This is a genomic window from Bradyrhizobium sp. UFLA06-24 (assembly GCF_054967145.1).
In genome coordinates this window covers 1-24,159 of the sequence record NZ_JADFUE010000037.1, presented here as the reverse complement: position 1 = coordinate 24,159, position 24,159 = coordinate 1, and the positions used below count along the sequence as shown (strand labels likewise).

Annotated in this window: 21 protein-coding genes and 3 pseudogenes; 16 read left to right on the top strand and 8 right to left on the bottom strand. The window is 59.1% G+C overall.

The annotated features are described in order from the left end of the window. Nucleotides 1-27: 27 nt before the first annotated feature. Entirely contained in the window at nucleotides 28-288 is a 261-nt protein-coding gene (locus IF809_RS25560) for a hypothetical protein (protein WP_462838878.1), read from the bottom strand. Nucleotides 289-531: 243 nt separating this feature from the next. Here IF809_RS25560 and rocF point away from each other — a divergent pair, with 243 nt between their 5' ends. From rocF to IF809_RS25540, 4 genes are all read left to right on the top strand, one after another. Next, nucleotides 532-1,509 (top strand): arginase, encoded by a 978-nt coding sequence (rocF, locus tag IF809_RS25555; protein ID WP_462838877.1) that lies wholly within the window; start codon nucleotides 532-534, stop codon nucleotides 1,507-1,509. Between the two features lie 155 nt (nucleotides 1,510-1,664). Further along, nucleotides 1,665-2,933, top strand: a complete 1,269-nt coding sequence (gene soxC, locus IF809_RS25550; RefSeq protein WP_462838876.1) for a sulfite dehydrogenase — start codon at nucleotides 1,665-1,667, stop codon at nucleotides 2,931-2,933. Beyond that, entirely contained in the window at nucleotides 2,920-3,459 is a 540-nt protein-coding gene (locus IF809_RS25545; RefSeq protein WP_462838875.1) for a c-type cytochrome, read from the top strand. The genes soxC and IF809_RS25545 overlap by 14 nt, the downstream gene beginning before the upstream one ends. 106 nt (nucleotides 3,460-3,565) lie before the next feature. Beyond that, the gene (locus tag IF809_RS25540) at nucleotides 3,566-3,844 is read left to right on the top strand and encodes a hypothetical protein (protein ID WP_128964978.1); all 279 of its coding nucleotides are present in this window, start codon (nucleotides 3,566-3,568) and stop codon (nucleotides 3,842-3,844) included. Nucleotides 3,845-3,850: 6 nt separating this feature from the next. Here the strand turns inward: IF809_RS25540 and IF809_RS25535 are convergent, their stop codons facing one another. Beyond that, the gene (locus IF809_RS25535; RefSeq protein WP_462838874.1) at nucleotides 3,851-5,065 is read right to left on the bottom strand and encodes a mandelate racemase/muconate lactonizing enzyme family protein; all 1,215 of its coding nucleotides are present in this window, start codon (nucleotides 5,063-5,065) and stop codon (nucleotides 3,851-3,853) included. A gap of 173 nt (nucleotides 5,066-5,238) precedes the next feature. Here IF809_RS25535 and IF809_RS25530 point away from each other — a divergent pair, with 173 nt between their 5' ends. After that, nucleotides 5,239-5,424, top strand: a complete 186-nt coding sequence (locus IF809_RS25530) for a hypothetical protein (protein WP_462838873.1) — start codon at nucleotides 5,239-5,241, stop codon at nucleotides 5,422-5,424. A gap of 139 nt (nucleotides 5,425-5,563) precedes the next feature. On the opposite strand, the gene IF809_RS25525 is transcribed toward IF809_RS25530, so the two are convergent. Next, the gene (locus IF809_RS25525) at nucleotides 5,564-6,811 is read right to left on the bottom strand and encodes an NRAMP family divalent metal transporter (RefSeq protein ID WP_453997587.1); all 1,248 of its coding nucleotides are present in this window, start codon (nucleotides 6,809-6,811) and stop codon (nucleotides 5,564-5,566) included. A 281-nt stretch (nucleotides 6,812-7,092) separates the two neighbouring features. On the opposite strand from IF809_RS25525, the gene IF809_RS25520 reads away from it, so the two are divergent. The 3 genes from IF809_RS25520 to IF809_RS25510 are packed head-to-tail and all read left to right on the top strand — an operon-like array spanning nucleotide 7,093 to nucleotide 8,264. Beyond that, on the top strand, nucleotides 7,093-7,854 hold the full coding sequence (locus IF809_RS25520; protein ID WP_462838872.1) for a phytanoyl-CoA dioxygenase family protein: 762 nt from the start codon (nucleotides 7,093-7,095) through the stop codon (nucleotides 7,852-7,854). Next, on the top strand, nucleotides 7,787-7,963 hold the full coding sequence (locus IF809_RS25515) for a DUF3606 domain-containing protein (protein WP_128964982.1): 177 nt from the start codon (nucleotides 7,787-7,789) through the stop codon (nucleotides 7,961-7,963). The genes IF809_RS25520 and IF809_RS25515 overlap by 68 nt, the downstream gene beginning before the upstream one ends. 52 nt (nucleotides 7,964-8,015) lie before the next feature. After that, nucleotides 8,016-8,264 (top strand): hypothetical protein, encoded by a 249-nt coding sequence (locus tag IF809_RS25510; RefSeq protein ID WP_453996392.1) that lies wholly within the window; start codon nucleotides 8,016-8,018, stop codon nucleotides 8,262-8,264. Between the two features lie 48 nt (nucleotides 8,265-8,312). Here IF809_RS25510 and IF809_RS25505 read toward each other — a convergent pair whose 3' ends face one another. Then, a complete protein-coding gene (locus IF809_RS25505) occupies nucleotides 8,313-8,498 on the bottom strand; it encodes a hypothetical protein (RefSeq protein ID WP_462838871.1) in 186 nt (61 codons plus the stop codon). Between the two features lie 301 nt (nucleotides 8,499-8,799). On the opposite strand from IF809_RS25505, the pseudogene IF809_RS25500 reads away from it, so the two are divergent. The 4 genes and pseudogenes from IF809_RS25500 to IF809_RS25485 all read left to right on the top strand — a co-directional run. After that, a pseudogene (locus tag IF809_RS25500) lies at nucleotides 8,800-9,471 on the top strand (transposase); the annotation flags it as partial. A gap of 830 nt (nucleotides 9,472-10,301) precedes the next feature. Continuing rightward, nucleotides 10,302-12,563, top strand: a complete 2,262-nt coding sequence (locus IF809_RS25495) for a hypothetical protein (protein WP_462838870.1) — start codon at nucleotides 10,302-10,304, stop codon at nucleotides 12,561-12,563. Between the two features lie 187 nt (nucleotides 12,564-12,750). Next, nucleotides 12,751-14,136 (top strand): annotated as a pseudogene (locus IF809_RS25490) (IS1182 family transposase). 732 nt (nucleotides 14,137-14,868) lie between these two features. After that, a complete protein-coding gene (locus IF809_RS25485; protein WP_462838869.1) occupies nucleotides 14,869-15,255 on the top strand; it encodes a cupin domain-containing protein in 387 nt (128 codons plus the stop codon). Between the two features lie 307 nt (nucleotides 15,256-15,562). Here the strand turns inward: IF809_RS25485 and IF809_RS25480 are convergent, their stop codons facing one another. Continuing rightward, nucleotides 15,563-16,144: a histidine phosphatase family protein gene (locus IF809_RS25480; RefSeq protein WP_462838868.1), complete on the bottom strand. Its 582-nt coding sequence runs from the start codon at nucleotides 16,142-16,144 to the stop codon at nucleotides 15,563-15,565. A gap of 256 nt (nucleotides 16,145-16,400) precedes the next feature. Then, on the bottom strand, nucleotides 16,401-18,065 hold the full coding sequence (locus IF809_RS25475) for a methyl-accepting chemotaxis protein (RefSeq protein ID WP_462838867.1): 1,665 nt from the start codon (nucleotides 18,063-18,065) through the stop codon (nucleotides 16,401-16,403). A 465-nt stretch (nucleotides 18,066-18,530) separates the two neighbouring features. Between IF809_RS25475 and IF809_RS25470 the strand changes: the two genes are divergently transcribed. The 3 genes from IF809_RS25470 (at nucleotide 18,531) to IF809_RS25460 (ending at nucleotide 21,270) form a co-directional block, all read left to right on the top strand. Further along, nucleotides 18,531-18,746, top strand: a complete 216-nt coding sequence (locus tag IF809_RS25470) for a hypothetical protein (protein WP_462838866.1) — start codon at nucleotides 18,531-18,533, stop codon at nucleotides 18,744-18,746. Nucleotides 18,747-19,084: 338 nt separating this feature from the next. Beyond that, nucleotides 19,085-20,968 carry a diguanylate cyclase gene (locus tag IF809_RS25465; RefSeq protein WP_462838865.1) on the top strand — a complete coding sequence of 628 codons (1,884 nt, stop codon included), beginning with the start codon at nucleotides 19,085-19,087 and terminating at the stop codon, nucleotides 20,966-20,968. Continuing rightward, a complete protein-coding gene (locus IF809_RS25460) occupies nucleotides 20,968-21,270 on the top strand; it encodes a PilZ domain-containing protein (protein WP_462838912.1) in 303 nt (100 codons plus the stop codon). Before IF809_RS25465 ends, IF809_RS25460 begins: the two co-directional genes overlap by 1 nt. A gap of 377 nt (nucleotides 21,271-21,647) precedes the next feature. On the opposite strand, the gene IF809_RS25455 is transcribed toward IF809_RS25460, so the two are convergent. After that, nucleotides 21,648-22,466 (bottom strand): class I SAM-dependent methyltransferase, encoded by an 819-nt coding sequence (locus tag IF809_RS25455; RefSeq protein WP_462838864.1) that lies wholly within the window; start codon nucleotides 22,464-22,466, stop codon nucleotides 21,648-21,650. Between the two features lie 388 nt (nucleotides 22,467-22,854). On the opposite strand from IF809_RS25455, the gene IF809_RS25450 reads away from it, so the two are divergent. Then, nucleotides 22,855-23,364 carry an ABC transporter substrate-binding protein gene (locus IF809_RS25450; RefSeq protein ID WP_462838863.1) on the top strand — a complete coding sequence of 170 codons (510 nt, stop codon included), beginning with the start codon at nucleotides 22,855-22,857 and terminating at the stop codon, nucleotides 23,362-23,364. Between the two features lie 526 nt (nucleotides 23,365-23,890). On the opposite strand, the pseudogene IF809_RS25445 reads toward IF809_RS25450, so the two are convergent. Continuing rightward, nucleotides 23,891-24,159: pseudogene (locus tag IF809_RS25445) on the bottom strand (SOS response-associated peptidase); the annotation flags it as partial.

Here is a 24,159-nt window from a genome sequence, read left to right as displayed (position 1 = left end):
GCAGGATTTGGTGCTGATCCTTGCGCCCTAGCGCCGACGCGCGATCGCAACGCCAAAGAGGAAAGCCACGAACAGGCTGGCCAGGGGCGCTTCGCGGGTGATGGCCGCCACCGTCGCGAGTGGCCGTCCGGGCTTTCGCGCTTCATCGATCGCATTAGTGAGCCGATCGACTGCGGCATGCAGACCTCCCGTCACCTCGCCGATGGTGCGGGACACGTCGGCCGCTGCGTCGATGGCGCGCTCGGCCATGCCAGGCTGGGATGTGGACTGCGGGATGTCCGTGCTCAAGCGCCATCTCCAAATTGACGAAACAAAGGAGGTCGGCACCTTTGGCTATCCGCGCGTGCGCTTGTTCTGAACAGCGGGCCCGTGGGCCTTTGGCTATCCGCGACAGGCGCCGTCTTGAACGGCGGGTGCCGACCGTGCAGTGGAAATGCGGCGCGCGGGATTTCGTTCCAGCTCCCCCGTGAAACGACGGGTGCGAATCTCTGTTACGCTGGTGCAAGCCGTTGCTGACCTCAGGAGACTGCCGTGACCGATCAAACCATCGCGGATCGAGCCCGGCGCATCGCGCTGCTGGGCGCCCCCATCGACATGGGTGCTTCACAGCGCGGTACCTTGATGGGGGCCGCGGCGCTGCGGACCGCCGGGCTTGCAACGCTGCTCGAAAGTCTGGATTTCGAAGTGGTCGATTATGGCGACCTGTCGGTTGCCGAAGTCGGCGATCTCCGCGACAAGCCGCCGGAGAAGGCCAACCATTACCGCGAAATCCAACGCTGGACGCGGGTGCTCAGCCGTCGCGGCTATGAGATCGCCCAAACCGGCGCTCTGCCGATCTTTCTCGGCGGTGACCACACGCTCTCCATGGGATCGGTCAATGCGATGGCGCGACACTGGCACGAGCGTGGTCGCGAACTGTTCGTACTGTGGCTCGATGCCCATGCCGACTACAACACGCCGGAAACGACGATCACGGCCAATATGCACGGCATGTCGGCGGCATTCCTGTGCGGCGAGGCCGGCCTTGACGGGCTGCTGGGCGATGATCGGCGGGTCTCGATCGATCCGGACAGACTGGACTTGTTCGGCGCGCGTTCGATCGACAAGCTCGAGAAGGAGCTGATGCGTGCACGCCGGATCAGGGTCGTCGACATGCGCCAGATCGACGAGTTCGGTGTCGCGGTTCTGATCCGTCGCGTGATCGAGCGCGTCAAAGCGAACAACGGCGTGTTGCACGTCAGTTTCGATGTTGATTTTCTCGATCCTTGCGTCGCGCCCGGCGTCGGCACCACCGTGCCGGGAGGGGCGACCTACCGCGAGGCGCATCTGATCATGGAGTTGCTGCACGATTCGGGCGTGGTGGGATCGGTCGACATCGTCGAGCTCAATCCGTTCCTGGATGAGCGTGGCCGCACCGCGCGCACCGCGGTCGAACTGATCGGCAGCCTGTTCGGCCAGCAGATCACCGATCGACCCACTCCCAGCAATGCGATCGCGCCGGGAGAATGACGCCTGTTTGTGCGTCGCGAAAAATGGAACTGCTGTTGCAGCCGGTGGACTTAGGTCAGTTCTGATCAAAATGGCCTGTTTTTGAAATGCGCGAGAATTGCATATTTGCGTCGTAGAAGCTTTCATGCGGGCCAAGCTTGAGCCGAGGGTCCGCAATGAGCAGCAAGAGCGACATCGAAGATCAATCCGCCCGAACGACGCGCCGTCGCTTCCTGCAAGGCGGGGCCGTGGCAAGCGGCGTTGTTTTGGGGGCCGGTGTTTCGGCCGCCGCAGAGACGGACAACCTTCCGCCCCACGTCCCAGATTGGATGAAGACACCCGGCGATCCCATGGGAAGCCAACCTTACGGAGCGCCATCGCCGTTCGAGAAGGGTGTGATCAAGAACATCTCGAAGAACCTGAAGCAGTACATTTCGGCCTCCGGCCGCACGCCGCTGCAGGAGCTTGACGGCATTATCACGCCGAACGGCCTGTTCTACGAGCGGCATCACGGCGGCGTTCCGACCATCGATCCAGCGCAGCATCGCTTGATGCTTCATGGGCTCGTCGAACGGCCGCTGATCTTCACCATGGACGATCTCAGGCGCTTCCCATCGGAGTCACGCATCCACTTCCTCGAATGCTCGGGAAATCCTGGTTACACCAAACCCTACGGCAAGACGGCTTCGGATCTCGTCGGCCTCCTGAGCTGCGCCGAATGGACGGGCGTCAGGCTGAAGCTGGTGCTCGAGGAGGCCGGGCTGAAGCCAGAGGCCAAATGGGTGATCGCCGAAGGCGCGGACGCGGCCGCTTTGACCCGCAGCATCCCGATCGAGAAGTGTCTTGAGGACGCCATGCTGGTCTACAGCCAGAATGGCGAGCGGCTTCGCCCGCAGCAGGGCTATCCGTTGCGGCTGCTGCTGCCGGGATTTGAAGGCAATATGAATGTGAAATGGCTGCGCCGGCTGCACGTGGCCGCCGAGCCGGTCTATTCGCGCGAGGAGACCTCGAAATACACCGACCTGCTGCCTGATGGCACGGCGCGCGAGTTTTCTTTCTACATGGAAGCGAAGTCTATCATCACACGCCCCTCCGGCGGCCAGCGCCTGAGCGCCCCGGGCTTCCACGAAATCACCGGCATCGCCTGGAGCGGCCACGGCAAGGTCAAACGGGTCGAAATATCTCTCGATGACGGCCAGAGCTGGCAGGATGCACGACTGCAGGAGCCGGTGCTGACGCGCGCCCTCACGCGCTTCCGCCTGCCCTGGCAGTGGGACGGCAAGCCCGTGGTGATGCAGAGCCGCGCGATCGATGAGACCGGCTATGTGCAGCCGACGCTCGCTGAACTGCTCGCCGTTCGCGGCGAGAACTTCTTCTACCACAACAACGCGATCTGGCCCTGGCGCATCGCGGCCGACGGAGAGGTGACCAATGCGCTGGCGTGAGACCTGGATCGTCGTTGTTGCCGTCATTCTGTGTGGCTCGGTCAGCGGAGCGCAGGCGGAAGGTCCATATGGCATCGGCCGGCCGGCAACCGCGGCCGAGATCGCAGGCTGGAACATCGACATTGGGCGCGACGGTCGCAATCTTCCCGGGGGACGCGGATCAGTCAGCCACGGACGCGAGGTGTTTGCGCAGCAATGTGCGTCATGTCATGGCGACAAGGGCGAAGGTGGGGTCGGTGATCGCCTCGTCGGGGGCCAAGGCACGATCGCGACGGCGAAGCCAATCCGCACGGTCGGCAGCTATTGGCCCTATGCGCCGACATTGTTCGACTACATCCGCCGCGCCATGCCGCAGAATGCCCCGCAGTCGTTGAGCGACGAGGACGTCTATGCGGTGTCGACCTTTATCCTCAATCTCAATGGCGTGGTGGGACCCGATGCGACGCTCGATGCGGACTCGCTTGCAGCCATCAAAATGCCCAATCGTGACGGGTTCGTGGGCGATGCCCGCCCGGACGTGAAGTGATGATGGCGGAGTTCCGAGCTTTGGTCTGGAACTTGCTGGCCGCTTCAGGGGAACCGGGTGGGGCAGAACGGAATTAACCTGCGATAGGAAATAAGCGGACCCTTCGATGACCGATGAACGTTTCGCAGATTCCATGTCTACGGCGCTCCGTCACCCCGGCGTCATTGCTTTGATCGTGGCGGCAGTGACGATTGCGGCGATGCTGATCGTCGACCACGGCCCCTGGAGCCGGGCCAAGACCCAACCCGCGCACGTCGCGATGTACGCGACCACGGGTGAAGCGGCACGTGCGGCCGGCGCCATCGTGCTCCCAACCGAACCGAAGTCGCCGATCGAACCCGCGCGGCCGAAGACGTCGCCAGCCGTCAACCCCGTGACGCCTTAGGGTTTCTCAGCTCTTGAGGCCGTAATTCAAGAGTCCGCCGCTCGTTTTCGGCGGATGGGCGCGAAGGGCTTCCTCGTTCGGCTCGGTGCCCCAGCCGGGACGGTCCGGTATGATCAGATGACCGTTCACGATCTCCGGCTCATGCGTGAAGAGCTCGCGGTCCCAGGCGAGACGATCGATGTCGATCTCCATGATGCGCAGGTTCGGCACAGCCGCGCAGAAATGCGCGTTCATCATCGAGCAGAGATGACCGTAGAAATTGTGCGGCGCGACGTTGACCTCGAAGGCTTCCGCGGCCGAGGCAATCTTCATCGATTGCCACAGGCCATTCCAGGGCGTGTCGATGATCGCCACGTCCATCGCCTGTTCGTGGAAATAGGGCAGGAATTCGCGCAAGCCCAAGAGTGTCTCGCACGAGGAGATCGGATGCGGACTTTGCCTGCGGATATAGCCGAGGGCCTGCGGGTTGAAGCTGTCGATCTCGATCCAGAACATGTCGAGATCGGCGATCTCCCGCAGGATCTTCAAATAGCCTTCGGTCTTGGCGTTGAAATTGCAGTCGAGCAGGATGTCGACATCGGGGCCTGCGCCGTCGCGGATTGCTTCCAGATGCATGCGCAGGTCACGCAGGATCTTGCGGTCAACGTTGATCTCGGGCGCAAAGGGCGAGCCGAAGCCGGGCCGCCAGCCGGTCGGCTTGCCTTCGTCGTAGGAGAAGATGTTGGTCTTGAGCGCGCTGAATTTCTTCTCGCGCACCTCCTGGCCCATCGCCTTGACGCCGTCGAGGTTTTCGATGGCCGGCTTGTACCAGGACGGATGATTGATCCGCCACGTCGCACAATGCGACCAGTAGACCCTGATCCGGTCGCGGATCTTGCCGCCGAGAAGCTCGTAGCAGGGGACGGCGAGGCATTTGGCCTTGGCATCGAGCAATGCATTCTCGATCGCCCCGAGCGCCTGGGCCACCACACCGCCGGCCGCGGGGCGGGTCGCTGCGAACAATTCGGCATGGACGCGCTCATGCTGAAAGACGTTCTGGCCGATGACGCGGCCCGAGAGCCGCTGGATCGCAGCACCGACGCCGGGTGAGCCAAAGCCCTCGTCAAACTCACTCCAGCCGACGACGCCGTCTTCCGTCGTCACCTTGACGAAATGGTAATTCCTCCAGCCGGCGTCGCAGGCGAGGATCTCCAGACTTGTTGCTTTTGATGATTTTGCCATGTCGCTCCCTGTCGCGCCGTGCGGCGTCTTCTTGATTTGTGTCCCGGTCGCAAGCCTGGGCCCAGCCACAATTGGTAAGCTAACGACCGAGTGCCGTGAAGTCCGCAAACGCTTGGCCAGCCATCGAATGTTGACTGTGCCGGCGGAAGCTCCGTAGAAGTCCGGAGGTCGTGATGTTTCTTGGGATCGTCCCGAAATTGCGCCAAGTGGAGACGGCTTTCGCCACAATTGGAATCGACCCTCCGGGCATGAAATTCATGGCGATGATTTCGATTCTGGCGCTGCTCACGATGGGTGGGGCCGCCATTTCTGATCAGATTCTGACGGCCGATCAGCACGTCGCGCACAGGGTGGAGTAGCGCGGCGGGCGACGGCGCTTTGTCTTTGGGGGAAGACGACGATGCTTTCAGTGGATCAGTTCTTGCGATTCATCAGCGTGCCGGCCGTGTTCGCAGCCTTCATCATCGCCTCGCAAATCTCGGCGGCGCTGTCGCCAGTTTAGCCAATCACCGACGAGCCGAGCATCGCGAGCACGGCCAGCGCCATCAGCCCGGTGCCGAGCCAGCCGAGCACGATGAGCCATTGGCGGGCTCTGAAGCGGCCCATGATGGCGCGGCTCGAGACGATCAGCATCATCATCGCCATGATCGGAACGGCCACGACGCCGTTGAGCACGGCGCTCCACACCAGCATGTGGATGGAATCGATCCCGGTGAAGCCGAGGCCGAAGCCGATGATGGTTGCGGCAGCGATGATGGTGTAGAAGCCGACGGCCTTCTCGGGCCGGGCCTCCAGCGTGGCGCGCCAGCCGAAGATCTCGGCGACGCCATAAGCCGCCGAGCCCGCCAGCACCGGGATAGCCAGCAGGCCCGTGCCGATGATGCCGAGCGCGAACAGCGCGAAGGTGAAGTCGCCCGCGAGCGGCCGCAGCGCCTCGGCCGCCTGCGTCGCCGAATTGATGTTGGTGACGCCGTTGGCGTTCAGCACCGAGGCCGTGGTCAGGATGATGAAGAACGCGATGCCGTTCGACAGCAGCATGCCGGAGATCGTGTCGACCCTGATGCGCGCGAGCTCGGGATCGCCGCCGCGCCTAGTCTCCTCGCGCAGCGGCTTGTCGCGCGTACCGAGATTCATCTCCTCGACCTCCTGAGAGGCCTGCCAGAAGAACAGATAAGGGCTGATGGTGGTGCCGAGGACGGCGACGACCATCATGAGATAGTCGGCGCTGATGTCCGCCTTCGGCCATACGGCGGCCAGCAGCGCGGTGCTCCAGGGAATCTTCACGGTGAAGGCGGTGGCGACATAGGCGAACAGCGCCAGGGTGAGGAATTTCAGCACCGGCGCGTAGCGGCGATAGGGCAGAAACACCTGCAGCAGGGTCGAGCCGGCCGCGAAGATCAGCGCATGCTCGTGATTGAGCCCGCCGATGACCAGCGAGAGCGATTCGGCCATCGCGGCGATGTCGGCAGCGATGTTGAAGGTGTTCGCGACAACGAGCAGCCCCACGAGGCCCAGCACCAGCCATCGGGGCGCGAGCTCCATGACGTTGGCCGCCAACCCCTTGCCGGTGACCCGGCCGATCCGCGCGCTGACGAGCTGGATCGCGATCATGAACGGCGTGGTCAGGAACACTGTCCAGAGCAGCCCATAGCCGAATTGCGCGCCGGCCTGGGAATAGGTGGCGATGCCCGAGGGATCGTCGTCGGCCGCACCGGTGATCAGGCCCGGCCCGAGCCGCTGCAGCAGCGTCGGTGCGGACTTGGTCGGCGCAGCGACGCTGGCGCGCTTGGAGGCTTCAGGTTTGGACCGGTTCGACAGGGCTCACCTTCCGGAAATTGCGAATTCGAGGTTTAAGCGCGAACCTGCCAGGAAAGTTCCCTCTGGCTCGGCCGGCGACCCGCCGCCGCATGCCGCTGCGGGCCGTTGCGGCGCTTCTTGCATCGCTTCAAGACGGGCGCGTAACTCTGCCGCTTGCGGTGAGGCACGACGCTGTTGCGGTCTACACGTTGAAATTGTAGGGAGCGCTCATGCGGCATCACATCACGCCCACCCAGGTCGATCCGCTCGCGCCGGATCAAGCCGCTGCATTGACTCGCGACGGTTTTCTCCTGCTCCGCGGTGCCGTGCCGGCGGCTTGGCGCGATGCGCTGCGGGCCGCCTTCGAGGCCGGTGTAGGCACCGCCGACCAATGGTCGGCGCCCCGCGGAAGCGATCTCGATCCAACGGTCCAGCGAACCTGCCGCTTGCCGCTCCTGCTTACGGCGGGAGCGCACATCCTGGCCTGTCCGTTCTTTCTGGCTCAGGTCGAGGGACGCGAGCCGCTCCCGGGCGGCGGCCATCAGCCTCTGCACCGCGACGGTGCAGGCACCAAAGCCATCGCCGCCCTGGTCTTCCTCGATGCCTACGGGCCTGACAACGGCGCCGCGCGCCTCGTTCCAGGCCATCTCGACCGTGGTGAGCCTGATGAGGCTTCCGCGCTGATCATGGTCCGCGAGGCAGGGGACATCCTGGTGTTCGACGCTGACTTGCCGCACGGTGCGACTCTGAACCGTTCAGGGGGGGCGGCGTTCATTGCTGCTGAGCTTCGTGCAGGAGCCTCATCGGCCGACCCAGAATGCGTGCCGCGCCATCCGCGATGTGCGGATGAATACCTCGGAGCTGTTTATCCCGCTCGGAACGGCGCGGGCAGGCCGACGTTCTTCTCTCCTAGAGGAGGCCGCCGTGAAGGATCATCTGACCAAGCGCGAACAGCCGGACCGCAGCAAAATCAACATGAACGAGGCGCTTGAGGTCAAGTATTGGACTCACGCGCTCGGTGTCTCCAGGCAGGAGCTGCAAAAGGCCGTCGACAAGGTCGGCAATTCCGCAGCCGCGGTTCGCAAAGAGCTGGCACTGTGAGCGGAGGAACGTTGAGCTCGCCGAACGGTTTTCCCAACAGGAGGAAACACCGATGAAAGCAGCGACACTGACCTTGGCGATCCTGCTCGCAATCCCGGCCGGCTCTGCCTCGGCTCACGGGACCCGGCATGCCCGCCATCACGGCTGGTCCAACGCGATGAACATGATGCACGGCCCGGGACGGACCGCGGCCCGCACCGACCCGAACGGCACAGCCGGTGGACCGACCAGTCCCAGCGGCACCGGACCGTCGAAATTCGGCGGGCAGATTCCGGGAGCGAGCGGGGCGGCGCGCCAGTAAGCCTCGACGCGCAACGGACCTGGCGGCCGGTCGCGTCCATTGGGCGTCCTACTTGACGCTGACGAACATGCCCCATGCCGCGGCCAGCGCCGCGCCGGTGAACACGATCGCCGGGCTGTCGCAGAAGGGCCCACCGTAGCTGCACACGTCCGCGCCGAACGAGCCGAGCTCGCTATGGCCCGCCGAATAGAACAGTCCCGAAAGCCCGAGCAGTGCGGCGGCGACGTAGTACATTGGCTCCCTCATGTGCCACATGGACATGTGCCAGCATGGGGCGGAGGGATTTCATTCCGCCCAATCCGGTGGGGTGCATTCGATTAAAGTTTGAAAGGACCCGCCACGATTTGGTTCGCGGTGGTCCGGCCGAGACGTTGGCGCGGATGGATAGCTGACGCGGCGGCGTGGTCAGGGCCGTAGAGCGTCTGCAAGCTGTTCAACAGCGGACGTACCGCGGAGAGTACGCGGCGGCAGCTTATGCCCCTGTGAAAAGCCAAGAGTCGGTTACGATTCCTCCATTTCATGATGGAGAACACGGATGGGACGCTTCGTTGAAGGCGAGGACAGATCCCAGCTGACGCTTTTGCCGGAATGTCTGGAGGATTGGGTAGGCAAGGACAACGCGGTCCATGTGATGGATGTGTTTGTCGAGGCGCTCGACCTGCATGGAATGGGATTTGAGCGCGTGATCGCCAAGGAGACGGGCCGGCCCTCGTATCATCCGACGATCGTTCTGAAGCTCTACATCTACGGTTATCTCAATCGGGTGCAGTCTAGTCGCCGCCTGGAACGTGAGGCGTGCCGAAACATCGAGGTGATGTGGCTGATCGGCCGCCTGGCTCCCGATCATAAGACGATCGCGGACTTCCGGAAGGACAATGGTGCGGCGATCCGGAAAGTTTGTGCGAAGTTTATTGCACTATGCCGGCAAATGGGCCTGTTGCAGAGCCCAAGCGTCGCAATCGACGGCAGGAAGTTCAAGGCGGTGAACAATCGCGACCGCAACTTCACGCATGCCAAGATGGCGAGGCGGATGGCGCAGATTGAGGAAAGTGCCGGCCGATATCTGCGTCAACTCGATAGCGGCGATCGGCAGGAGCCATCTGAGGCGATCAGCATCAAGACGACGATGATCAAGGAAAAGATCGCTCGGCTGAAGCAGGAGATGAGCCGCCTGGAAGTGCTTGATGCGCAGATGCGCAACACGCCGCGCGACGCCTTAGTACGGAGCGGCGATCGTGCAGGTACCGGCCAGGCTAGGCGGGCATCGACCCGTTGGCACGGCTGTTCATCGAGCGTGCGCGCGAGATGCTGCCACCTCGACGTCGTTCTCCAGGCATTCAGGGGTAGGCGGGGTCGATGTCTCGCCTGCACAGAACGTCCGCTGTGGCCCGATGCTGCCTCTCTCGACGTTCCTCCAGGTGTCGGTTGTCGAGGCTAGACCGGAAGTGTCTTGCGGCGAGCTATACCGCCGATCTTGACCCATACCAGACAAGCCCTACAAACCAGATTATAATCGCCCCGCATGAAACGCGTGGCCATTTTCGGAAAGGCCGGTGGCGGAAAATCAACGTTGGCGCGGCACCTCGCTGTGGTAAGGGGCCTGCCGGCTTCATGTCATACACCGCCGACTTCGTGAACAGGAGAAATGGATCATCGAGGGTTTCGACGACAGCGCCACCGTGCTGGAGCGGTGCGAAAAGGCCGACACCTTGATCCACATCGATTTGCCGTTGTGTTGCGGCGATTGCGCTCGCTTCTAAGCTCGAATGCTGGCCAGAGGCGGGAGTTACAAGGAGCCGGCCGCGCACGCTAATTCCAATGGAACTTAGTCTAAGGGCAGAGATTACCGCGACTCTTTGTCGCGCTTCTGACTGGATGTTGTGAGCCCCGCTATTCGCCAAGAGATTGGCCTCACTTCTCAAAAACCGATCTGCATAAGAAATGGCCTTTCAGCAAAACTCTTGCTCGGAGAGGCGCAGATTTTATTCTTAATCTATTGCTGAAGCTGACAGACCTCGCACAGCGTGGAGAGTTCTAATGTCCCTTCCTATCAATCCATATTCTACGACCATTGTTTCGGTTACTCAGGCCGGTTTGCAAGGCAATGGAGTGAGCCGAACACTGGATTTCGGGCACTACCTGATGTCTGCCGACGGTCGCTACGTGATGTTTTGGACATTCGCCAATAATCTGGCTGGCCCTGGGAACGACACTAACGGCTTTTCCGATGTTTACATCAAGGACATGCTGACGGGAGAATTGACGCTTATATCCGGAGGAAGCGACGGTCATACACTCAATCAGTCCAGTATCACCGGCTCACTTACAGCGAATGCGCAATTCGCCACGTTTTACGGACCTCCGAGTGGCACGCTTGGAATCGGAACTACCCCCGCAACGAGAAGCGACGTGTACCTCGTCAATCTGACGACCGGCACGAAGACCCTTGTCTCTGCCGCGACGGATTCTGCTGGTAATGTGATTAGTAAGGGTGACTTTAGCAGCCTGTACGGGATGGCTACGCCGGACGGCAAGTTCGTCGCCTTTGATAGTTATGCGGACAATTTTGTCTCCGGGGACTCCGGCCCTTTCACGGTCGACGGGTACCGTGACGTCTTCGTCAAGAACATGATGACCGGTGAGTTTAGCTTGGTATCAGGTTTCAAAGACGCAAATGGCAATACTGTGTTTGGCAATGGCGATAGTGACGCTGGCATCATCTCAAGTGATGGCCGCTACGTGAACTTTGAGAGTTTAGCTGACAACTTGGTTTCCAGTGACAACAATGGTGCTGAGGACGTATTCGTAAAGGATCTTGTCACTGGGAAGATTGAACTAATTTCCAAATCAATTAATGGCGGCTCGGCCAACGCCGATTCGTTCAATCTGCAGATGACCAGCGATGCGAAGTTCTTGGTCTACAATACCCTTGCCACAGACATCGTTACCGTAGTCGATCATGCAAGCGGTTTCGCCGGTGATGTCATCTGGTACAATCGACAGACTGGTGAAAGCAAGCTGGTGTCTGCCGCAGCGGATGGTACGCCGGGCAATGATCAAAGCGGGAATGCGGTGATCTCGGACGACGGTCGCTACGTTGCCTTCGACAGCTTTGCTGACAACCTGGTGTCTGGCGACACCAACGGCGATGTCGATGTGTTCGTCAAAGACATGTGGACTGGCGCCATCGCATTGGTCTCCGTCAACAGTCAAGGGGTGCAGGGTAACGCATTTGGCATTCACCCAGTCATCTCCGCAGATGGCAAGTACATTGCATTCCAGAGCGATTCGACCAATCTCGTTGCTGACGACCTCAATAATACCCGCGATGTGTTTCGCGCGTTCAATCCGCTCTACAACTTTGATCCGACCATCAACTCGGATGGGGGTGGAACGACCGCGACTATATCGATAGTGGAAAATGCCACGAAGGTCACGACGGTTAGTGCAACTGATCAAAACATCAATCAAAGTCTGACTTACGCCATATCCGGCGGTGCTGACAAAGACCTATTCACGATCGATGCTCATGGGGTTTTGAGCTTTATAAACGGCCCGAACTTTGAGAAGCCAAATGACGGAAACAATGATGGGGTCTACGAAGTTCAAGTTTCTGTCTCAGACGGCGATTTCGGTATCGATACACAGATATTGAAAGTAATAGCGACCGACGTGAACGAGGCGCCCACGATAAGTTCGGGTGGCGGCGGTGATCGCGCAAACTACTTGGTCGATAGAGACAGCTCGGATCACGGGCGGATAGTAACTAAAATCAGCGCGTCTGACCCCGATCAGGGTGACGTGCTCAGCTATTCCATCGTTGCCGGCACGGGCGTAGACAAAAAAGGACACTCGCTATTCAATATTGACAAGACCACAGGAGATGTGACTTTCATCGGCGAATCCGAAGGAAATAAGACATATAACTTGACGGTGCAGGTGACTGATAAGGGTGGGCTTATCGATACCCAAATCCTTACGGTTCAGATCGTTTCTGGCGATGCTTTCAAAGGTACCAGTGGCGTAGATAATTTCGTGTTTAGGCCTGGGTTCGAAAAAGCAATCGTACAATCGTTTACGGCCGGAGCTGATGCGTCGCACGACATTCTAGAGATTGATCATCGCCTCACAAGCGGTTTCGACGAGAGCAGCTTCCTTGCTAGTTCTCACGTCATGGACGCGAAGAATGGACATGACGTGATCATCAGTCTTGATGGGGGCGGGCAAGAGCACGACCAAATTGTTCTCCAAGGCGTTCATAAGGCGAGCCTTACGTCATCAGACTTTCACTTTGTATAGAAAGCAAAAAGGTGCGGCGGTCGGGTCGCCGCACCTTTAGCCCGCCGGTCGCTGGTTCCGGCTGTGGTCCGCTATTGACAGATATTGTTGCAAAAATCGTTTTGCACAGGTGGTCAAAAAGTCTAAGGGCTCTCGGCGTCGTTAACGCTTAAAGTCCGGAGGGACCTCGTCGACTGACGCAAAACTCATAGGCGAACTCGGTAGCGCGACTACGGCTAACCCAGTTCGCGTGATCGACGTATTTGTCGATGCGCTCAGTTTGGCTGAGATGGGCTTTGAGAGTGCTGAGCCGGCGGCCATCGGTCGGCCGTCGTACATCCCTCGGTTCTCCTTAAGCTTTACATTTACGGCTATCTGAACAGAGTGCAGTCGAGCCGGCGGCTGGAACGAGAGGCCGGGCGCAATGTCGAGGTGATGTGGCTGCTGGGTCAGCTCGCTCCCGATCACAAGACGATTGCCGATTTCCGAAAGGACAACGGCCTGCGTTGCGCAAGGTATGTGCGCGCTTTGTCGAGCTCTGCCGCGGGATGGGTCTTGTCACGACGTCCAGCGTCGCCATCGACGGAAGCAAGTTCAAGGCCGTGAACAACCGGGACAGAAACTTCACGCGCGCGAAGGTGGAGCGGCGGCGCGCTCAGTTGGAGGAGAGCGTCGCGCGCTATCTGAGCCAACTTGACACGGCAGACCGACAGGAGCCGAGCGAGGCGCTGTCGGCGAAGGTGACGAGGCTTACCGAGAAGCTGACGAAGCTGAAGGAGGAGATCGGCAAGCTTGCCGCCTACGAGAAGCAGATGCTGGCTTCGCCGGATCAGCAAATCTCCCTGACCGATCCGGACAGCCGTTCGATGGCAACCAGTGGCCGCGGATCCGGCGTTGTCGGCTACAATGTCCAAGTCGCCGTCGATACCGACCATCACCTGATCATTGCGCATGAGGTGACGAACAGCGGCTCAGATCTGGCACAACTTGCCAATATGGCCATGCAGGCGAAGGCCGTTCTGAAGACTGAGACGCTCGAGGCCGTTGCCGATCGCGGCTACTTCAGCAGCCCGGAGATCCTCGCCTGCCACGAGGCTGGCATCACGGTAACTCTACCAAAGCCGATGACTTCGGGCGCCAAGCCGGACGGACGCTTCGGTAAGCAGGACTTCGTCTATTTGCCTGAGGAAGACGCCTATCGTTTTCCGGCCGGGGAGCGGTTGCCGTATCGCTATACGAACGAAGAAGCCGACAAGATGCTGCGGCGCTACTGGACCAACGCCTGTAAGAATTGTTCGATCAAACCCCAGTGCACGCCCGGGTCAGAGCGCCGGATTACGCGATGGGAGCACGAGGATCTACTCGACGCCGTGCAGCAGCGGCTCGATGCGAACCCGCTCGCTATGCGCCTTCGTCGCGAGACTGTCGAGCATCCGTTCGGTACGATGAAGGCACGCATGGGAGCGACGCACTTCCTGACCAAAACTCTGCCAAGGGTAGCCGCTGAGATGGCCCTCTCGGTTTTGGGCTATAACTAACCCGAGTAATGAATATCCTCGGGATCAGGCCGCTGATCGCCGCGGTCGCGGCCTAAGGCCGGCCCAGTCTTGGCTTCAGGCTAACGACCCTGGACGTTTTTACACGACCAAGACCCGAAGCTGACGTCAGCAGGTCATATGTTCCGGGTCGCAGTTGGCCGCCATCCTGGCGCCTAGTTTCGCCCGACTGTGATCGAAACTGAAACGTGTCGCCGCGCGTTGGCCCGAGCGCAAGAGGAGAAGTCAACATGCCGAGGCTAGCAATCGCATTTGTGTTGGCACTGGCCGCTACTGTCGCCAACGCGCCAGATACCAAATCTGGACAATCGCACACGTCGGCAATTGCCGGCGCAAATGGACCGCGGCCGTTCCTGTTTGATGGACGAATGCGAGGTGATGGCATTCGGCAGAGAGCGCTTGCCGACGATCGTCATCCCAACACTGGTGCCATCGTCGTCCCGCCGAAAGTAAACCAGCCAGGGCACGAACCATGAGTCCGCGCGCGTGTTGCTGATCTAAGCTGAAAGTGCGATGACGTCTGCTTCCGGGAGTGAGCCGACCAAGGTAGTGAAGGTTGATGAGGGTAGCATTTGACCCAGAGCGGAATCCAGCACAATCTCCGCGTCGTGAACACCCGGTTCGGAATCAGACTGCGGTTTTCGTGCCTTTGCGGGCCGTCGCCCCGCCGTAGTGCATCGCAACAGCGATAAACCTTGAGATGCATCCGACTTTTCGGTCCTAATTCGGCGTCTGCTAGATCGCAGATTTCGCTAAGCGAGGGGAAACGGATGAAATTCTTACTCGGAATTCTATTTGCATCACTTTTCACGTACGCAGCAAACGCCCAAGATTCGCCGTTTCGAAAGGAACTGAAGCGAGCAGATTTGACTGGCACAAATATGGAGGTCATCACCAGCATCTCCGACATCAAGCCGGGCGACACATCAAAGCTCCACATCCATCACGGAGAAGAGGCCTTTTACGTTTTGGAAGGCGGCACTATCGAACTACCGGACGGCAAGCAAGTGCCTTTCCCAACTGGCTTCTCTTCTGTGAATGTTCGGGATGTTCCGCACGGCGCCTTTAAGGTCGTCGGCGATAAGACTGTGAAGCTTCTGACGGTGCACATCGTCGATAAGGGCAAACCGCTCTACGATACGCCGCCACCCAAGTAGGAAAACCAGCTAGGGGCGTTCATTGCTTTACTTTGATCGGATGAGCGCCCCTGTTATCCGCGCGAGTGTCGCCATTTGGCCTATGGGCGAAGTAGAAGCTCGTAGGATGGGTTGAGCGAAGAGAAGCCCATCGCTTCCTCTTTATGCGACGAAGCATGATGGGTTTCGCAAGTGCTCAACCCATCCTGCTCCCCTTTTGTCTGTCCAAACGGGTTTGTCTGTTGGCAGCTCATGAACCATCAGCAGACGTTTCACGATCGGGAGCTTGAGGACAGGTTTTGACCCATCGCAGACGTTTGGTCGGGAGCTATGGCGCGTCTTCCACCCGGCGCCAGCAATGAAGCACTTCACGCCTTGATTTATCGATTGTGAAGTAGTGCCCGCCGCCCGGGGGCTGATCGTGCACGCGATTGATTTCAACATCAGCGTAGTGGCAATAGAGAAGTGTACCGACCGCCCCATGCCCAACGAAAAGCACATGTCCTTCGTGACTTCGGCTCAGCACGGCCTCAGCTTCGCGCACGATGCGCTTCTGGGCATCTCGGGCCCGTTCCCATCCACGAATGCTTATATCTGGGTGAGCAAAGAACTCGTCGGCAACAGCTTCGAATTCTGCTGGTGCAAGAAAACCGGTGGCCGAGCGAGCGTTCTCGTGCATCGCCTCCCGGACTTCGACATGTACACCCAGAGCGCTTGCAATCGGTTCCGCTGTTTCCAACGCCTTCTTCTCCGCGCTTGCTATTATCTGCGATGTTCCGCGCAGCCAACCAGACGCGATGACGGCCGAGACACGTGCGCGACCAGCGGCGCTCAAACCCCACGACGGTACAGGCACCGCAGGATCAACTTGCACCTGTGGGTGAGTTAAATAGCGAACCAACCATGACATGAGGATAGAGTGGATGACTACTGTAATGTCCGCAAGTGGCCCATCGCTGCCGCATCGCTCGGCCGAGAATATGTCGGCTGCCACAGGTAGACCGGACCTAACTCAAATCAGGCCAAAACAACGCGATTAAACCCTAGCAGACGTCTTCAGTGGCGCTTGCGTATCCCAGGCGCTACTTCAGCCCTCCGCCCTGCGGATTCTGCTGAATTTTCGGATTCTAACTTAGCCGCGGAAGAGGGGGTGCCTGCCAAGGCTGCTAAGCAAGTTCGGCTGACGCGCGCTGCATGTTTGCTGACATGTCCGCGGTGACGATGCTCTGCTCTTCGACCGCGGCGGCGGTCGAGGCGATAAACTCGTTGACGTCGGCGATCGCAGCCTTGATCGCCGTAAGGGAACTCGCGACCTCGCCGGAGATGACGTTGAGCGCTGCAATCTCGGACGATATCGTGTCCGTCGCTTGCTTGGCTTGGTTCGCCAGATTCTTCACCTCGGAAGCTACAACCGCGAATCCGCGGCCGGCCTCGCCCGCGCGGGCGGATTCGATCGTGGCGTTGAGCGCGAGAAGGTTGATCTGGCTGGTTATGCCGGAGATCATCTCCACAATGCCGCTCATGGCCTCCGCGGCCGCGGTCAGCTTCTGGGCCTGCCCATCGGCGGATTCTACCCGATTGGTCGCGACCTTGGACGTCTCCCGGGACTTTGCCATCGTCTCGGAGATCTCACGGATCGATGCGCTCATCTCTTCGCTGCCGGCCGCGACCGCCTCGATTAGTCCGCGTGCACTGTCCGCCTTTTTACGGCCGATGACTTGCGCGGTGACGTCGGTGGCGTACTTCACAACCTTGTAAGGTTTGCCATTAAGATCGAAGATCGGGTTGTAGGACGCCTGGATCCAGATCTCGCGACCGCCTTTGGCAATGCGCTTGTATTCGGCAGCCTGGAATTCACCGCGGTTGAGAGTTTCCCAGAACTGACGATAGCCCGGCGTGTTCTTCTCGCTCGGCTCGACGAACATGGAATGGTGCTGGCCTCGAATCTCGGCCAGCGAATAACCCATCGCTCGTAGAAAATTCTCGTTGGCGGTGCGGATCGTGCCGTCCATGTTGAACTCGATTACCGCCTGCGACTTCTGGATGGCGGTGAGCTGGCCGTCACTGTCGGCCGCCTTCATCTTCTGCGTGGTGACGTCGGTTGCGAATTTTACCACCTTGAACGGCTTGCCATTCTCGTCGAGGATCGGATTGTAGGTCGCAAGGATCCAGATCTCCTTGCCGCCCTTACCCAGCCGCTTGTATTCGGCGGCTTCGAACTCGCCGCGGTTCAGCTTGGCCCAAAACGCGGCATAGGCCGCACTGGCGCGGTCCTCTGGCGTTACGAACATGCTGTGATGCTTGCCCTTGATCTCGTCGAGCGAGTAGCCCATCGCATTCAGGAAGTTCTCGTTGGCGCTGATGATGGTGCCGTCCATCTGGAATTCGATCACGGCCTGCGCGCGGTTAACCGCGGCGATCTTGCCGGCATCCTCCATAGTCCTGATCTTGTACGCCGTGATGTCGGTGGCGAACTTGATGAAGCTGACCACCTTGCCGTTCTCATCGCGCAACGGCGCGTAGGAGGCGTGAATCCAGAGTTCCTTGCCTCCCTTTCCGAAACGCTTGTACTGCGTGGTCTGGAATTCCCCGCGGTTGAGGCTGGCCCAGAAATCACGGTAGCGAGCGCTTTCGCGCTCGGCTGAGCTGACGAAGATGCTGTGGTGCTTGCCCTTGATCTCTTCAAGCGTGTAGCCGCTCATCTTGAGCAGGTTTTCATTGGCATCGAGGATGGTGCCGTCGAGGCCGAATTCGATCACGGCCTGCGACTGATCCAGCGCCTCGACCTCCGCGATTGCGTGTCTGACTTTCTTGCTTTGAAAATTGAACACTGCGGCTCCGCACGTGGGTTTGCAATTGCGAGGACAGTCGCTCCCCTGCCTAAAAAAATTGCACGTTCTTGTTGACCAATCGTAAACCCTGCAACACCCCAAGCTTGCCCAGGCTCACAACGTGGTATCTTCGCCGTTTGCAATTAAAGGCATTTCCAGAGTGTATGCACGTTAGATTGCGTACGAGCCCGTATTTGTACGGGAGTATCCAAACCGGTGCACAGACTGAAGAAGGAGATTATCGCTCCTCTACGCCCGAGGACCAGAGCCGTGGTGCGGGGGAGGTGACTAATCCTCTCTCGGTCTGAGTACACGTGTTTAAAGACCGCGCCTCTCAGCTGCCGCTTAGGTCGCTCTAATGTTGTGCTGATATTGCTGTTCGCCTCCGTAGAAGCCACGGATGCCATAGGAGCTACGAGAGCTTAGAATCATGCTGACGAATCGTGACTAGCACAGACAGTCCTAATGCCTGCTTTGACAGCGCTTCAAGGAGAGCTCGAAAGAGCACTCAAAGAGCTTCAGGACCTTCGCAGAGAGCTTGGCGATCAAATAGTCGTCAGCACCTTGGAGAGCGAACGTTTCGGGATCGCGGCCGGCGCAGCCAGTCGGATGAAGGAGATCTGCAGCCGGATCGAGATGCTAACCATCCTTCTGATCGAGGCAAATGACGGCATAAACTGAGCGTAGCGAGATCTGCAACTCTCTCCCGACACGGTCCCACACCGGTGGTAAGGGAAGAGCAGCAGTAGGGAAGGGTTAGGGGTTATCATTGCTGCCAAAATCGGCGGCACGCTAGTACCTGCAGAAATCGCCAGAGCCAATGAGCTGCCGGATACCGACAGCGTTCGCAATCATTCCTTGAGCAAAAGCGAGGGCTGGGGGGTATGTCGGCCACCCATTAAGCTGATGGAAAGCAAAGCATGATGACCATCATGCCTAGGTGACTATCATGCCTACAATAAGTGAGCGTTGGAATGCCGGGGTCTTCGTTTCAGCGGCAATTGCACAGGAACCCGCGGATGGTGGTGGGGACCTTCCTCGTGCTTATGATTGCCTGCGTGGTCGGACTGGTGGCATGGAAAGCCTCTTATGCCCGGGAAGCGGCCCTTAGGCAGTCAGCGGATAGCCAGAAGAACCTAACGCGCTCGCTCGCCCAGCATGCAGCCACCACATTCAAAGCACCAGACGTGGCGCTTGCTAGTATGGCCGACCTACTAAAGTATCAAAACCCTCAAAAAGTGCGTTTCGACGCCTACTTGCGGGAGATGACGCAGGCCATGCCACAACTCCGCTTCATCGCCGTTTTCGACAGCGCTGGGAGCTGGCGCTATTCGTCAGTTGAGGAGCGACCCGAGTACAGTAACGCTGACCGTCCGTACTTCGCCTACCATCGCGACAACTCCAACACGAAGTTGCTCGTCAGTGGCCCTGTTACCTCCAGGCTCACAGGACTCCCAACCATAATTCTGTCTAGGCGCATTAGCACTCCCTCGGGGCAGTTTGCCGGGGTGATCGTGGCGGCCATCGACTGCGACTTCTTCAGTTCATTCTTCGGCTCATTCAACTTGGGTACCCAAAGCGGAATCAGCATCTTGAAGAACGATGGCACTCTGTTGGCGCGCTGGCCGGCGGTTGAGAGTATCCGGACAATTGGCGATGTGTCCCTCTTCCAACAACGAATAGGCGAAAGCGCCTCCGGGTTCTACAGGATCACATCGCCCTTCGATGGCCTGATCAAGTACGTTGCTTATGAGCAGACCCCAAACTACCCATTGGTCGTCACCGTGGCCCAGTCCGAGGGTGAAGTTTTGCAGGGCTGGTGCACTGATCTCGCCTCTGACGCCCTGATTGCCGGGTTGCTCCTGGCAGTGGTCATTGGAGTTGCATGCATGCTGAACGCCCAATTCCGTTTCGGGGCGCGTGTCGAACGCACCTTGCAAGAACGAGAGGCTCGTTTCCGGCTGCTCGCTGACAACATTGCGGACATCGTGATCGTTATGGATAAAAAGGGACGTATCCGTTACGTGTCGCCTTCGGTGGTTACCGTGCTGGATACCTCTGAAGACGCCTTTCTGGGCAAATTGTGCCTCGATGTCGTCCACGAAGATGATCGCGACAGAGTGATTAGCGCGAGTAGGCAGTTGAAGGATGCCGCAGCGTCTCCTTCCGTGCGCTTCCGGATGCGGCGCGCGTCAGGTTCTATCGTGTGGTTGGAGGCTCACTTCAGGATCGCAGAGCGTTTCTCTTCAGCCGATGCGGAGATTGTGGGCGTCCTTAGAGATGTCACGAAGCAGAAGGAGATGGAAGACGAATTGTCCAAGGCCAACTTGAAGTTGGCCCAGCTCGCAATGACGGACGGGCTAACCAAACTGGCAAACCGGCGCAGCTTCGATGCATTCTTGCGAGAAGCCTACGCTGAGTATGATGTACTCTCGGTTCTTCTTATCGACATCGACCACTTCAAAGAATTTAACGACGGTTTGGGCCATCCAGCAGGTGATGCATGCCTGCAACAGGTTGCTGAAGTGATTGGCCGCGCAACGGCAAATACGGGAGGCTTCTCGGCGCGCTATGGTGGAGAGGAGTTCGCCGTCATCCTTCCCGGGGTCCCTGAGGAGAAAGCAGCGAGGGTCGCGGACGCCATTCGGCTGTTGGTTCAGCGTCTGAAGATCCGTCACCCTCGATCACCAACTTCTCGCGTGGCTGTTAGTGTCGGCGTGGCACAAAAGAACCATGCCACATTCGATGAATTCACTTTGATCCGCGACGCTGACATCGCTCTTTATCATGCTAAGAAGCGAGGCAGGAACTGTACGGTGGTTAGTTCGACAACCACCAACCGCGTTGCCGACGCGCCGGACCTTGCACCGTCTCTGGGCAGCCTGCACAGGATGACAGAGTGATACCGAACAAGCGAGGAGCACGGCGAGTCCCATTCGCCCGTCCCTTCACCGCCAACATCATGGCGATTGATGGCACGTGGCGGCGCGGCTGCACTGTCAAAGACGTATCTGATACGGGGGCGAGGCTCATTGTTGACGCCTCAGATCACGGTTTGCCTCTCAAAGAGTTCTTTCTTGTGCTTTCCGCGACCGGACTGGCATACCGGCGATGTGAGGTTGCCTGGGTGAACGGTACAGAAGTCGGCGTGACGTTTCTGAAACAGGCCAACCCAAGACTCAATCGAGCTTCGGTTCCACAGTAGTGTACCTGCCAATCGAACGCCCGATTAGCGAACCAGACATTCGTCTTGCTCCGCAAACGAACGAGTTCGGCTTCAGCTAACGCAAGCTCGATCGAGCTCTGTCGCTCCGGGTTGCGAACACGCAGCTTATGTCGCCTTCTGGCCCGAAGCCGTCTGCGAGGGCAGCGCAGAGCACGTCTGCTCTGCCCCGGGTCTAATTCGATGTCGGAGAGCCAGCGGGATAGGAGGCGGGCATTCATAATTGACCTCCTCAGCTAGTGAGGCTGGTCATTTTCAGCCCGCACGCCTTCCAAGCCCGCGTCCGGTTTGAGACGATTGGAGACGTACTTGGGTCCAATTTGAGCGAAGCGAGGCCCGCCTTTGACTCCAAGCCGACATCAGTGGAGTGAAGCCGTCACCACGAAAGATTGCTGCGGGAATGTCAGCTTGCCACCCGCGAGCATGGACTGATCCAGGCGGGATGCGGCGTAATCGGCAAGCGACTTGATCATCCGCTCACGCTCAGTTGAACCTTTTTCTCTCAAGAGCGCAGCCATCGGAGTGGCACTAAGTTGGAAGCGGACATAGTCCAGCATAGAGGGGAACGTGATCTGTTTTGTGACGGCGGCCACATCAACAACGTCAAAGCCTGCCTGTCTAGCCCAAGCGTCAACCTCTTGCTCATTGTAAGCGAGATGCTCCGAACGTTTGGTTTTTGAGGCCTCTTCTCCGAGATGTTCGTCTAGTGCTTGGACAAAAGCGTGCGCCGCTGGCGTTTTCTCAATCGCGCTGTAGACGCTTAAGCCCGCACGACCTCCGGGCTTGAGTACCCTGACCATTTCCCTGAGTGCCAGTGGCCGATCCGGGAAAAACTGCAATCCAAGTTGGCAGAGCACGACGTTAAAAGAGTTTGCATCGAAAGGCAGGTCTAGCGCGCTGCCTTCGATCCATTCGATATCGGAAGACTTTTCCCGTGCCACCGCGAGCATAGCTGTATTGAGGTCAATGCCAACCAACCGTCCATCATGTCCGCGCTGCTTCGCTAACCGCGCCACAACGCCGGTACCGCAGGCAACGTCGAGCACGCTTTCTCCCCCGCTCGGCGAGATGCGGTCGAGCAGATCATTGGCCCATACGGAAGTGATGGCTGGCACAAGATAGCGTTCATAAAGCTCCGGTGCGCTGGCATCCATTTGCCAATGTTCATGGGCCGACATGACCTTCCTCTAATCCTTTGATCAAAAATAGGAAAGAAAGCACTGCGTTGGCGACGACCACGCCGATGCTGGCTGACTTGCCCAACAACCGCAAGGGGGCAAACGACTGCTTCGCCCCGTTTGCCGACCAAGTTGCTGGGCTCTCAGACGGTCAGCTTTTTGACCCTTCAGCGACCTCGGCAGTCGTTCGCTTTCCCGCCGCCATTTTCGCGCCTGCGTCCACCCAGGGAGGGCCAGCTCGGCGCGCAACGGCCACTGTCCCCATCGTATTCGCTCAGCACGCAGACCCGGGGGGCTTGGAGATGTGACGAGCCTCTCGCGGCCGGGCAGAAACTTAACGGGCACGTCCATGCTTCTGACAGAAGTGTCCTAGAAGGAACTGGAGATCTTGAAGGAAATACTTCCCGGAACCACGCGAGTCGGCTTGCTCTGGAATCCGACCACGCCTTCGCATCCGACCGCTCTTAAGGCGGCCGGTCGCGGAGCACAAACGATCGGAGTGGAGCTCGTCCCTGCTTCAGCCAGCACTGTCTCAGAAGTACAGGACAGAGTTCAAGCCATGGCGCACAATCGATGCAACGGGGTTCTAGTCGTGTCATCACCTCTATACACCGTGCAAGCTGAGCTGGTGGCTGAACTTCAGACGAAGCATCGATTGCCTGCCATATTCGCTAATAGGGCCAACGTGAAGGCGGGCGGCCTGGTCAGCTACGGGTCCGATCTAGACGATCTCTATAGGCGTGCCGCCTTCTACATCGGCAAAATCTTCAAGGGAGCTACGCCTGCTGAATTGCCAGTGGAGCAAGCTTCGAAGTATTTTATGGTTCTCAACCTAAAGACAGCGAGGGCTCTGGGCGTTAATGTCTGCCCGACGTCGTGGCCCGCGCAGATCAAGTGATCGAACGAGTCGCCAAGCTGATTTGCATGAATGGCCCATTTCCGAAGTTGCGTGTGGCCCGACGGAGGTCCGCTCATCGCGGCAGAGCGGACGCAAGTTCTCAACTAGAGTCGTTTGCATTCTGACGCAACGCGGACCGCCTCTAACAAAGTCACGTCGGTATGCCGCCTCTCATAATAGGCATTTCTCGTCCGGCCGCATTTGCTCAAGCGCCTGAGTTCGCGTCGGCGGCCCGGCAGACAAAAAGACCCCAGCGTCACCAAAGGATAAGTGAGCTGGGGCACAAGTCACCTTCTGGCCCGGGATCACGAACCCGAGCTATCGGGAAAACTCGGCAAGGCCGCCGTCGTTCCGCGATTGAGATGGCGCTTGGGAACGAAACACAATAAATGTTGGTTGCAAAGCCGCAGATGCCCGCCCGGGAATCCTTGATTCCGCGGAGTGCGCCGATCTAGATGGCAAAATTGCAAATTGCGTATCGGGCAAAGCCCTGGGAGTGGTACCATCGCAAAGGGCTGCCTGCCTTCTATGGTGTCGAAGCCACATCTTCCTTTTCGCTTCCTCGCGCTACGATCTGGAGTGCGGCATCCTCAAGCGGTCGCTGCAGCCCTTTGGCCTCGTCCCAGGGCGCCCGCAGCCATACATCCCATTCTTCAGCCCTCGTCAGGATCACCGGCATAGCCTTCGGATGAATCGGCTCGACGACCGCATTCGGCGCGGTGGTGAGGAATCCATAGACCTGATGGGGCCCCGTCACGGGCTTCGTTTTCGTGCCCCGATCACCGTTGAAGGTGG